Here is an 11,853-nt window from a genome sequence, read left to right on the forward strand (position 1 = left end):
GGCGCCCCACACTGTGGGGCGCCTCTTACGTGAGGTGTGTCAGGGGGTCCTGCGCTCTTMTTMCGGTTCGTGCTCCTCGATGAACTCCTCCACGACGTCCGTGCCGTACTTCTCGGCCTGCCGCCTGGCGATGGCGCCCCGGATGACTTCGATGGCGATCGGGATCACGGAGACCAGCACGATGGCGATGAAGATGATGTCGAGGTTGTCCTTGACCCACGGCACCTTGTCTCCGAGCAGGTAGCCGAGGAGGGTGACGCCGCCGCCCCACAGCACCGCGCCGATCACGTTGTAGGTGAAGAATTTGCGCTTGCTCATCTGCGCGACGCCCACGATCACCGGGACGAACGTGCGGATAATCGGGACGAAGCGGGCCAGGATCAGGGCCTTGCCCCCGTGCTTTTCGAAGAAGGCGTGCGCGTTTTCCACGTTTTCACGCTTGAACAGCTTGGAATTGGGCTTGTTGAACAGKGAGGGACCCGCAGTGGCCCCGATCAGGTAGCCCACCTGGTTGCCGATGATCGCCGCGACGATGATGAGCGCCGTCAGGACCCAGATGTTCACCTGGATGGTGCCGGTCGCCACGAGCAGCCCGGCCGTGAACAGCATGGAGTCGCCGGGCAGGAAGAAGCCGATCAGCAACCCGGTTTCGGCAAAGATGATGCCGCAGACCAGCAGGACCACCCACGGTGCAAAGGCCGGATTCGCCAGGAAGACCTGCGGGTTCAGCCAGTCGGGGAGGAAGGAGGCCAGATGTGGCTGCACCGGGCCGGCGCCGCCAAGGGCGGACACGGCAAAGTCGCTCATAGCTAAAAGGTTCACCCGTTAAGGGTACTTGACGGCCACCGGCCGGCCCCTGCAGCACTGCGGGGGCCGACCGCGCACGTGCGGAGGTCCCGCCGTCGGGCGGTAAAGTTGAGCCGTGGGTTTGGACTTTACGGCGATCGACTTTGAGACCGCGAACGGCTTCCGCGGTTCACCGTGCGCCGTTGGCCTGAGCAAGGTCCGCGACGGCGTCGTTGTTGAGGAGGCCTCCTGGCTTATGCGGCCGCCGGAAAACCACGACACCTTCGACCACCACAACGTCCGGATCCACGGCATCCGCCCGGACCAGGTGGCCGGCCTGCCGCGCTTCGGGGAGCTGTTCCCGGAGATCGGGGCGTTCATCGGCGGGGATGTGCTGGCGGCCCACAACGCGGCGTTCGATCTCGGCGTGATCCGCTCGGGCCTGGAGGTGTCCGGACTGCCCGGGCCCGCCTACGACTACGTCTGCACGGTGGTGCTGTCCCGGCGCTGCTACTCGCTGGTCTCCAATTCGCTGCCTTACGCGGCCGAGKAAGCCGGCGTGCCCCTGGTCAACCACCATGATGCGGCCGAGGACGCCCGCGCGTGTGCGGGCATCCTGATCGACATCGCCGCCCGCAACGGGGCGGCGAGCATTGCCGAACTCTACCTGTCCCTGGGCATGGCGGTCTCGCATCAGCCGGCCTTCGACCCCCGGCACGACCCTTTGTCCAAGGCCACCCTGGCCGCACTGGAGGCGCTCGCCGGGGGAAGCGCCGGGGGAAATGTTGGGGCGCCGTCGGGCCGCCGGTTCGTTGCCGGCTGGCCGGAGGAAGGTCCCAACCCGGAACCCAATCCCGGCGCCAGCCCCGACCACCCGTTGTTCGGCCAGACCGTCGTGTTCACCGGCGAGCTGGCGATTCCCCGGCCCGAAGCCAAAATCCGCTCCGCCGAGCTCGGCGCCCGGCCCGAAAGCCGGGTCACGGCCCGCACCACCGTCCTGGTGGTGGGCGACGGCTTCGTGGCCGCGGACCTGCGCTCCGGCCGGATCACCGGAAAGGCCCGTCGCGTCCTGGAACTGCACGAACGCGGGCAGCGGATCGAAGTCCTGTCCGAGGGGGAATTCCTCCAGATGGTCGGCGGACACGTGGCCGCCGCCACCGCCTGAACCGGACAGCCCGGGGCCCGGATATCCCTGCCGGCCTGGGCCGGCATGAACCTGCCGGCAGTCACATGGCGCAACAATCATTCCTTCTGTGGCGCGCACGCTCGTAGCCTTGGCGGATGAGCAAACTGATGGATGCACAGACTCCCGACGCTCGGTCGAAATCAGTGGCGTCGAAGCGCGGAATTGACTGGGGCAAGGTGTTCGCGTTCCCGAACCCGGTGAACGAGTACTCCGCCCGCATCACCGCGGCACTGGTCGTGGTGCTCTCCGCCGCGACCCTGCTGACCGGTTTCGGCTGGGGGCTCGCCATCATCGCGGCGGGGTTCTGGCTGCGCGTGCTGTTCGGTCCGCGGATCTCGCCGCTGGCGCGGCTMTCGGTCAAGGTCATCACGCCCTGGCTCGGCCGCACACGGCTTGTTGCCGGCCCGCCCAAGCGGTTCGCGCAGGGCATCGGAGCCGCCGTGTCGACGGCCGCCGCGCTGCTGCTGGCCGCCGGCCTCGCGCCGGCCGCATGGGTCCTGCTGGCTGTGCTGATCGCCGCCGCGTCCCTGGAAGCATTCGCCGGGTTCTGCCTCGGCTGCACCATCTTCGGATTCCTGCAGCGCCGCGGGGTCATCCCCGAGGACGTCTGCGAGGCCTGCAACAACATCTCGCTCCGGCGCGCCTAAATCCCGCCGCCAGCGATCCGGCGCGCCAATGATCCGACGAGTCTGCCTCGGACATGTTMTCGTGAGGCTCTGAMGATTGGACATAGTGGCAATATGTCCAGTCCTCGCCACCGCGAATGCGCATGTCACGAGCTGCTGCGGCCAGGGATGGACATGTCGCTCGCGGTGGGACGCGACTGGGCATGTCCTGGGAACACAGCAGTGGCGGATGGACATGCCGCTCGCAGTGATGCACGACTGGGCATGTCCGGAGGGATGCGGCAACCCGGAATGGACATGCCCGTTGCGGCGAGGCAAAACTGGGCATGTCCCGCGGAGAAGCCAGCCCAGGTGACGGCAGATGGACGGTCCCGCGCTGCACGAATACCGAAGACCTGACGCCAAGCGCACAGGTTGGCGGCGACGCTACGTGCCGGTGACGGCCGCCAGCCGTGACGCCATGCCCCGGATGACCTCCGGTGCCTCCAGGGCCGCCAGCCAGCCGGGCGGAAGGCACTGCTCGCCGTAGTACGCCCCYAGGATGTTCCCCGCGATCGACGCCGTCGAGTCGCTGTCCCCGCTGTGGTTCACCGCGACGGCGATGGCCGCGCGGAAGTGGGCCTCGGCGCGCTCCTCGGCGGCACCGGCCGCCGTCGTTGTTTCCGTCCCGGTTCCCGGGGCGGTGGACAGCACGGCGTAGAGCGCGACGGCGAGGGCTTCCTCTGCCACCCAGCCCTCGCCGAGTTCGCGGACCAGGTCCTCGGGGCTGAGTCTGTCCCCGGACCCCGGCCTGTCCCCGGCCAGCTGCAGGGCCGCCTCCAGCCGGGACACCACATCGGCGTCCGGGTCTTCGCCCTTGCGCAGGACGCCGCCGCGCAGCTGCCCGAGGGCCGATTCCGCGGCTTCGCGCAGTMCGCGTCCTGTGGCCAGGGCATGGATGACCAGGCTGAACACTCCGGCGCTCTGCCGTGCCGCGGGGTGACCGTGGGTCAGCGACGCGGCGTCGGAGCTGAGCTTGTAGACCGTCCCGGGCTCGAGGTGGGGGATCAGACCGAACGGCGCCGAACGCATCACGGTGCCGCAGCCCTTCGACTCGGGGTTGACCGGGCGCTGCACGGTCCCCATCTCGCCCGTGGCGAGTCCGMTCAGGCACTCGTTGCCGGGCGCCCGGCGGTTCTTCAGAACGTCCTGGCCGTCGATCCAGCGCGGCGGCTGGACCGGKGCCGACGCCGGCACGGCGACCCCTTGGGTGCCCAGCCAGCGCAGGTACGCGAGCCACAGGCACGCGTTGATGTCCGCCGACACGCCGTCGTTCGCCCATTCGAGCGCCTCGAGGAGGCCGTCCGCCGTGTACAGCGTCATTTGAGTGTCGTCCGAAAACGGGCTGGCGGCGTCGAGAGCGGAAAAGTCCTGCAGGCCCGCGGGGCCGAACCGGGCGCGGATTGCGGAAATGCTGTCGAACTCGACGGCGTAGCCCAGCGAATCGCCGAGCGCGCCGCCCAGCAGGCAGCCGTGAATGCGCGAGCCGTGGGCAGGGGCCGCGGAATGTGACAGGCCGGGTGCTGGGGCTGGTGCGGGCGTGGTCCCGGGCTCGGTGCTCATGTCTTCAAATTTACCCGGCGCCGCGCGCACTACCCAATGAACGCCGGTAGGGTGCTGTTAGGACCCGTCCAGCGGTCGGGCGAAGCAACCGCCGGTGGTGCCGTCGCCAGGCCAGACACGACAATCAGGCCAGACAGGACAACCAGAGGATACGAATGCGCGAACCGACGTGGCGGAAGACCGGAACTACGCCCGATTACAGATTCTCCCTGGCCAACGAGCGGACGTTCCTGGCCTGGATCCGCACGTCCCTGGCCCTGATTGCCGGGGCCTTGGCGATTGACCAACTGGCCCCGGAAATTGCGCCCGCACCGGTGCGGATCGTGCTGTGCGTCATCCTCGCGTTCCTGGGCGCCGGCCTGGCCGCCTTGTCCTACCAGCGGTGGGGACTCATGGAGGCGGCCATGCGGAACAACCGCGAGCTGCCATTCTCMGGGCTGATGCTGGTGATGACCATCGGCGTCGCGGCCGCGGCCCTAGTGTTTGCCGCCCTGATCCTGCTGGCGCGGTGAACCCCGAAGAGGCCCGGGATCCCGGGCTGCAGCCCGAGCGGACGTCCCTGGCCTGGCGCCGGACCCTGCTGGCCCTGATAGTGGCGGACCTGCTGATCTGGCGCAGCTGGGCGCTCGCGGCGTCMCGGGGCGGTCCTTCGGGGCGTGTTGATTACCTGGGGGTCTGCGCATTCGTCGCCATGGCCGCCACCCTGGTCCTGGCCACGTGCGTGCTGGTCCGCGGACACGAACTCCGGCGGTCCACTGCCGCGCCCACAGCAACGCTGCTGCGCTGGGCCGCCGCCGCCGTCATGGCCCTCGCGTCCAGCGCCGTGGCCGCGGTAGCGCTGGGGCACTAAGCCGCAACCCAGCGAACATCCAGATTCCGCTGGCAGACTGCTGGCGAAGCTATTCTCCGGGCGGGCCGATGCCGTACCCGGACCATGACCCGGCGGCGGGCCAGCGACGGCGCAATTGCAGCCCCCGGGGCGCACCGCCACCAGCAAAGGAAGTCCTGACCATGACCCTGCCTGTGCCAGCCCACGACACCGTCGGCATCCAGCCGCCAGCCGCYAGCGACGATGCGCCCCGGCCGGCACTCCTGGCCCGGCTGTCCGCCGAGGCGTTCGGGACCCTGATCGTCGTGGTCGCAGGTCTGGGCGTGCCGCTGTTCACCATTCCGCAGTCGAACCCGCTGCCCGCCGCACTTGCCGCCGGCGTGGCCCTGACGGCGGCGATGCTGGCCGTCGGCTACATCTCGGGCGGCCATTTCAACCCCGCCGTMACCCTCGGTAACGTCATCGCGGGCCGGATTAGGCTGGCCGACGCCGCCGCGTACATCGGCGCCCAGCTCGTGGGTGCCGTGCTCGGCGCCGTCGCCCTGTTCGGCGTCCTGCGTACGGTGCCGAAGATTGACGACAGCCAGGCCGCGTTTGCCACCGTGACGGCCGGTTTCGGCGAGCATTCGATCATCCAGGTCCCCATGGCCGGCGTCCTGCTCGTGGAGGTGCTCGGCACGGCCCTCCTCGTGGCAGTCTTCCTCGCCACGACGGCCGGCCGGAACCCCGCCAAGGCGGCGGCCCCGTTCGCGGTCGGCCTGACGACGGCGATGCTCCTGCAGTTTGGGCAGGCGATCGGCAATGTTCCGTTCAACCCGGCCCGCGCCACGGCCTCGGCCATTTTCAGCGGTCCGGATGCGTTGGGGCAGCTGTGGCTGTTCTGGGTAGCGCCCGTGGTGGGTGCGGCCATCGCCGGACTTGTTTTCCGCGGCTTTGCCCAGTCGACGGCCCCGGCAGCTCCCCGGCCGGACGCCCGTCCCGCGCGGCCCGTGCGCGGCAAGTCCGCCGGTAAGGCCACCGCCGGCAAGGCTGTCCCGGAGCTCGGGAATGCAGAGCTTGATGAGGCAGAGCCGGCGAATGCTGAGATGGGCAACGCAGAGCTGGCCGACGCACGGCCGGCCGGCGCCGCCCGCGCCGGGGACGACGAGGCCCGCAGCTTCTTCGACCGCACGGGCCGCGAGTAACCGCCGTCACCCGTGCGGGGTGGTGGCGCAAGAGTGTCGGCCCCAGCCGATACCGTAGGAATATGCGGTTACTGCACACCTCCGACTGGCACCTGGGCCGGTCCTTCCACGGCGTCGGCATGCTGGATGCCCAGCGCGACTTCATCGATCAGCTTGTGACCTTCGTCCGGGACGAGGCAGTGGATGTCGTCCTCATCGCCGGGGATGTCTATGACCGCGCGCTGCCGGGTGTCGACGTCGTCGGCCTGCTCGATGACGCCCTGGTGCGCCTCACCGGAGCCGGCGCCCAAGTTGTCCTCACGAGCGGCAACCACGACTCCGCCATCCGGCTGGGATTCGCCTCACGGCTGCTTGAGCGCGGGGGAGTGCACCTGCGCACGCGGCTGAACGAACTGGACCAGCCCGTGCTCCTTCCGCTCGGCGATGCCGCAGCGGCCGACGCCGCCGGTGGGGATACAGGTGGGGATACAGCGGACCAAACAGGGCCGGTGCTGGCGATTTACGGAATCCCGTGGCTTGAGCCCCGGCTTGTAGCTGAACAGCTGGGCGTCGAGACCGCAAGCCATTTTGAGGTMACACGCGCCGCCACCGAACGGATCCGGGCAGACGTGAGCCGCCGGAGCGAGACCCGGACCGTCCATTCGGTGGTCCTGGCACACACCTTTGCCAGCGGAGGCATCAGCTCTGACAGCGAACGGGATCTGAGCATCGGCGGCGTGGGCGCTGTCCCGCTGGATCTCTTCGACGGMTTTGGCTACACAGCCCTGGGCCACCTGCACGGCCGGCAGGAACTCTCGACGGCGGTGCGCTACTCCGGCTCGCCGCTGGCTTACTCCTTCTCCGAAGCGAAGCACAAGAAGGGCGGCTGGCTCGTCGAGGTCGACGCCGAAGGAATCGGCGGGGTGCGCGAAGTGCTGTGGGACGCGCCCCGGGCCCTCGCCGTGCTGCGCGGGAAGATCGAGGACCTCCTGGCGTCGGAGGAATTCGCGTGGGCGGAGGGCGCCTATTGCCAGATCACGCTGACCGACGCCGCGCGCCCCGCGCAGGCGATGGACCGGCTGCGGGCAMGGTTCCCCGACACCCTGGTCCTCGGGTTCGATCCCGACGGCCCCGGCGCGGCGCCGAAGGCCAGTTACAGCAGCCGGCTGGCCGAGGCCGACGACGACCTCTCCGTCTGCTGCGGATTCCTCGACCACGTCCGCGGCAGGCCCGCGTCCGACGCCGAAGCAAAGGTTCTCTCCGAGGCCCTCGAAGCCGTGCGCCTGGAAGGGGTGTCCCTGTGAGGATCCACCGCCTTGAGATTTCCGCCTTCGGCCCGTTCGCCGGCACGGAGCGGATMGATTTCGACCGGCTCAGCGCGCACGGGCTGTTCCTGCTCAACGGCGCCACCGGTGCCGGAAAAACCAGCGTCCTGGACGCCATCTGCTTTGCCCTGTACGGCTCGGTTCMCGGTGCCCGGCAGGACGGGAAGCGGCTGCGGARCGACCACGCGGAAACCGCCGCCGAGCCCCGCGTCACCTGTGAGTTCTCGGCCAAGGGCCGGCACTTCGAAGTTTCCCGCTCGCCCGCCTGGGACAAGCCGAGCACCCGGGGCAAAAACGGGTTTACGGTCCAGCAGGCCAACACGCTGCTGCGCGAACGCGTCGACGGCGTGTGGGTGGAGAAATCCGGCCGGAATGACGAGGCCGKAGCCGAGATCGCCGACGTCCTGGGCATGAACCGGGAACAGTTCACACGCGTGGTCATGCTGCCGCAGGGCGACTTCGCGGCCTTCCTGCGGTCCAAGGCATCCGAACGGCTGGAGCTGCTGCAGAGCCTCTTCGGGACCCAGCGCTTCGAGGCCGTGGAGCAGGAACTGTCCCGGCAGGCGCAGACCGCGAAGGCGGAGGTGGCAAGCCTCACCACGAGGCTCGACCTGCTGCTGGCCCAGGCCGAGTCCGAAACCGCGGCACTCGACCTCGACCCGGCCGATGCCCCCGGCCGGGACGCCCCCGATTCCCTCCTGGGCTGGCTGGACGACGCGGCGGCTGCCGCCGCGACCGGGCGCCGGACCGCGGCCGCAGCAGCCGGGCAACAAGCCGCGGACCAGGCCTCACTGCTGGAAGCAGCCACCGCGCGGGCTAGCCGCCACGCCAAACTTGCCGCCGCGGAACGACGTCGGAATGATGCCGACGMCGCCGCACCCGCCCTGGCGGAACAAGCCATCACGCTGGGCCTGCACCGGAAAGCCGAAGTGCTCGGCGGCCAGCTACGGGCCGTCGAAAGTGCCCGGGCCGCCGCGGACCTGGCGGGAACGGCCCTGCTGGAGGCCGCGCGGCAGTTGCGGGCCGCGGCCGGCACCGACCCCGAGCTCGCCGGGCTGGACCTCGTCGACGCCGGGGAGGACACCGGCCGCGAGCCCGAAGCCTTCGACAGCGCAACCGTCCGGAACGTCCTCGGACAGCTGCGGTCACTGCGCGCCGTGCTCACCGAACGCCTGCCCGACGAATCCCGGCTTACGGGGCTCACGGACCGCGGCAGCCGGCTGCGCCTGCAACTGACGGCCCTGGAAACACAGCAGCGGACCGGCGCCGCGGCCCTGGACGCCTTGCGCACTGAATCGGAGGCGCTGCTCACCGGAATCGTCCCCCTTGAGGAGCTCGCCGCCGAAGCCCAGCTCCGCGCCAAGGAGGCCACGGCGGCGKACGAACTCGTGGCGATTGTCGGCCGCTACCTCACTGCGGAAGCCGCGTCCTCGGCAATCGCGGAACGTCACGCAGCGGCCCGGAACGACCACCAGGATCTGAGGCAGCACTGGCTCGACCTCCGCGAACAACGGCTCACCAACGCCGCCGCCGAGCTCGCCGCCCAACTCCTCGCCGGAGTGCCGTGCCCGGTCTGCGGCAGCCCGGAGCACCCGGAGCCGGCCCCGGCCGCGGCCTCTGCACTGGCCGTMGCGGAGGCCGAGAAGGCCGCACAGCAAGGCAGCGACGACGCAGAAGCGGCGCTGGCCGCCCTCGGGCGCGAACTCGCCGCGGCCCGGCAGGACGTCGCCGTGCTGGCGGCCCAGGGCGGCAGCACGCCTCCCGAGGAAGCCCGTGCCGATGCAGCACTTGCCCGTGAACGGGCCGACGATGCCGCCCGCGCGGCCACGGACCTTGCCGCCGGCCGGGCCCGGCTGGCAGAACTCGAGACGGCAATCGCCTCGGCAGTGCGGGCGAAGGCCGAGGCCGCCTCCGGCATCGCCCAAACGCAGTCCACGATCGCCGAAGTCGACGAACAGGCAGAAGTTCTCGAGCATGCCCTGGACAAGTTGCGCGCCGGCCACGCCAGCCTTGAGGAGCGGATCGCCGCCCTCACCGGAACAACAGCGGTCCTGGAGCGGGCAGACGCCGCCCAGTCGGCCCTGGAACAGGCCGGCGCCCGCACCGCGGAGGCTCGCCGCCAGCTGGACCAGGCACTCCCGACCACGGGTTTCAGCACCGAAGCCGCGGCACGGGCCGCCCTTCTGCCGGCTCCGGAGGCGACAGGACTCGAAGCCGCCATCCGGGCGGGACAGGACGAGGCGGCGAGGATCMAGGAACTGTTCGCCGGAGAGGAGCTCGTCCTGGCCGCCGCCGAGCGGGCCGCCGGGGAGCTGGTCAGCGAGGCCGCCCTCGAAGAACTCCAGGCGGCGTCGGCCGTGGCGGAACGCCAGTCCCGGGACGCCGAGCTCGCGGCGGGCCTGGCAGAAAACTCCGTCCGGACCCTCGGGCGCATCGCCGGCGAGTATGCAGAACTTGCCGCGGCCGGCCGGGCGCCGCGGGAACGTGCCGCGCTGCTTGGCGCCGTGGCGGAGGCGGCCAGAGGCGGAGGCGACAACACCTACCGCATGAGCCTGAACAGCTACGTCCTCGCCGCCCGGCTGGAGCAGGTGGCCGTCGCCGCCTCGGAACGACTCATCGGCATGAGCGACGGCCGCTACACCCTGCAGCACACCGATGCCAAGGCCGCGCGCGGCGCCAAGTCMGGCCTCGGCCTGGAAGTGGTCGACGAGTGGACCGGCCAGCGCCGGGACACCGCCACCCTCTCCGGCGGCGAGTCCTTCATGGCTTCGCTGGCCCTGGCCCTGGGGCTGGCCGACGTCGTGCAGCACGAGTCCGGCGGCGTGGACATCGAAACCCTCTTCGTGGACGAAGGGTTCGGCAGCCTCGACGACCAGGCGCTGGAACAGGTCATGGACGCCCTCGAAGGCCTCCGKGACGGCGGCAGGGTAGTGGGGCTCGTGAGCCATGTGGCGGAAATGAAACAGCGCATTGGCACCCAGCTCCAGGTGGTCAAGGGACGCAACGGTTCCACCTTGCACATCAGCGACGACGCCCGGGCCTGACCGGGACCTGCCGTCGCGGMGCCGGGTCAGCTACCATGGACTCGTTACCGGGTCGCGCGCATCGGGAGGAGGGACGATGCGCACCATTGAACGAACCCGGAAACCATGTCCCCTTCACCGTCTTCATTGGCGTCTGCTCTTGACGCGACCCCCTCGGCCGGCMAAACCGCCCCTGCCRACACCATGCACGCACCGGCAGCTCAGACCCCGGCGCTGCCCGCCCCGGCGCCCGGCAAGGGCGGCCGCTTCGCCCGCCTGCCGCTGCTGGCCGGGCGCAGTTTCATCCCGCTGGGGCTCTTCGCGCGACTGCCGCTGGCCATGCTCACCGTCGGCACCCTCACCCTTGTCACCGMCGTCACCGGATCCTATGCCGTGGGGGGCGCCGCAGCCGGTGCGGTCGGCATCGGTTCCGCGCTGGGTGCTCCCGTCCTGGGCGTCCTCGCGGACCGGCTCGGCCAGCGCGGAGTCCTGCTGGTGTCCGCCATCGCCAATACCGCGGCCATTGTCGCCCTGATCCTCGCGGCGTACCTGATTTCCGGCGTGCAGGACCTTGCCGCTGGCGCCCCAGCGCTCGCCGCGGCCTTCGTGGCCGGGGCCAGTTGCCCGCAGGTCGGCCCGCTCGCCCGGGTCCGCTGGATGGCCCTGACATCCCGGACGTCCGGAGCCGGCCGCGCGGCCGGCGCAACCTCCGCGGACCTGGACACCGCACTGTCCTATGAGAGCACCGCGGACGAACTCATGTTCGTGCTAGGTCCCGCACTGGTCGGTGTCCTCGCCAGCCTGCTCGCGCCGTGGCTGCCGCTGGCCCTCGCTGCGGCACTGACCGTTGTCCTCGTGCCCGCCTTCGCCGTCCACCCCACGCACCATGCCGTGATCCGCACCCCGCGACGGCCGGCTGCCRGTTCCGTCCCCGGGTCGGCAGGGGAGCGGGCACAGGACGCCCCGACGCCGGCACGGCGGCTCCCGACCCTGGCCGCCGTCGCCCTTCCCGTGCTCGCGATGGTGTGCATGGGCACGTTCTTCGGCTCCACCCAGACAGCGCTGAGCTCCTTCTCCGCCAGCTTCGCCACGTCCGAGCTCGCGGGCCTGCTCTACGCCGCCATGGGACTCAGCTCTGCCGCGGCCGCCCTCACGGTCGCGTACTGGCCCCGTCGCTTCACGGTCAACGCCCGCTGGATCGCCTGCGCGGCACTCATGGCCGGCCTTGCTCCGCTGTTGCTGCTGCCCGCGACGGCGCTGCCCATGGTCCTCGTGCTGCTGGTCCTKGGCCTGCCCGTCGGTCCGCTCATGGT

Annotated in this window: 10 protein-coding genes; 8 read left to right on the forward strand and 2 right to left on the reverse strand. The window is 70.4% G+C overall.

The genetic code is table 11. From position 1 onward, the window contains the following. Positions 1-39: 39 nt before the first annotated feature. Positions 40-807: a VTT domain-containing protein gene (locus AC1DBQ_RS17375; protein WP_476929702.1), complete on the reverse strand. Its 768-nt coding sequence runs from the start codon at positions 805-807 to the stop codon at positions 40-42. A gap of 115 nt (positions 808-922) precedes the next feature. On the opposite strand from AC1DBQ_RS17375, the gene AC1DBQ_RS17380 reads away from it, so the two are divergent. Both AC1DBQ_RS17380 and AC1DBQ_RS17385 read left to right on the forward strand, forming a co-directional pair. Further along, entirely contained in the window at positions 923-1,951 is a 1,029-nt protein-coding gene (locus tag AC1DBQ_RS17380) for a 3'-5' exonuclease (protein WP_476929703.1), read from the forward strand. A gap of 128 nt (positions 1,952-2,079) precedes the next feature. Continuing rightward, positions 2,080-2,619 carry a DUF4395 domain-containing protein gene (locus tag AC1DBQ_RS17385; protein WP_476929704.1) on the forward strand — a complete coding sequence of 180 codons (540 nt, stop codon included), beginning with the start codon at positions 2,080-2,082 and terminating at the stop codon, positions 2,617-2,619. 405 nt (positions 2,620-3,024) lie between these two features. On the opposite strand, the gene AC1DBQ_RS17390 is transcribed toward AC1DBQ_RS17385, so the two are convergent. Then, the gene (locus tag AC1DBQ_RS17390; RefSeq protein WP_476929705.1) at positions 3,025-4,200 is read right to left on the reverse strand and encodes an ADP-ribosylglycohydrolase family protein; all 1,176 of its coding nucleotides are present in this window, start codon (positions 4,198-4,200) and stop codon (positions 3,025-3,027) included. Positions 4,201-4,355: 155 nt separating this feature from the next. On the opposite strand from AC1DBQ_RS17390, the gene AC1DBQ_RS17395 reads away from it, so the two are divergent. The 6 genes from AC1DBQ_RS17395 to AC1DBQ_RS17420 form a co-directional block, all read left to right on the forward strand. Further along, positions 4,356-4,712 (forward strand): YidH family protein, encoded by a 357-nt coding sequence (locus AC1DBQ_RS17395; protein ID WP_476929706.1) that lies wholly within the window; start codon positions 4,356-4,358, stop codon positions 4,710-4,712. After that, positions 4,709-5,050 carry a DUF202 domain-containing protein gene (locus AC1DBQ_RS17400; protein WP_476929707.1) on the forward strand — a complete coding sequence of 114 codons (342 nt, stop codon included), beginning with the start codon at positions 4,709-4,711 and terminating at the stop codon, positions 5,048-5,050. Before AC1DBQ_RS17395 ends, AC1DBQ_RS17400 begins: the two co-directional genes overlap by 4 nt. 161 nt (positions 5,051-5,211) lie before the next feature. After that, positions 5,212-6,213, forward strand: a complete 1,002-nt coding sequence (locus AC1DBQ_RS17405) for an MIP/aquaporin family protein (RefSeq protein ID WP_476929708.1) — start codon at positions 5,212-5,214, stop codon at positions 6,211-6,213. 62 nt (positions 6,214-6,275) lie between these two features. Next, on the forward strand, positions 6,276-7,496 hold the full coding sequence (locus AC1DBQ_RS17410; RefSeq protein WP_476929709.1) for an exonuclease SbcCD subunit D: 1,221 nt from the start codon (positions 6,276-6,278) through the stop codon (positions 7,494-7,496). After that, on the forward strand, positions 7,493-10,561 hold the full coding sequence (locus AC1DBQ_RS17415; RefSeq protein ID WP_476929710.1) for an AAA family ATPase: 3,069 nt from the start codon (positions 7,493-7,495) through the stop codon (positions 10,559-10,561). Before AC1DBQ_RS17410 ends, AC1DBQ_RS17415 begins: the two co-directional genes overlap by 4 nt. A gap of 183 nt (positions 10,562-10,744) precedes the next feature. Beyond that, a partial coding sequence (locus AC1DBQ_RS17420) for an MFS transporter (RefSeq protein ID WP_476929711.1) occupies positions 10,745-11,853 on the forward strand: 1,109 nt, incomplete at its 3' end.

It is taken from the genome of Arthrobacter sp. 10T413_2 (assembly GCF_056394205.1).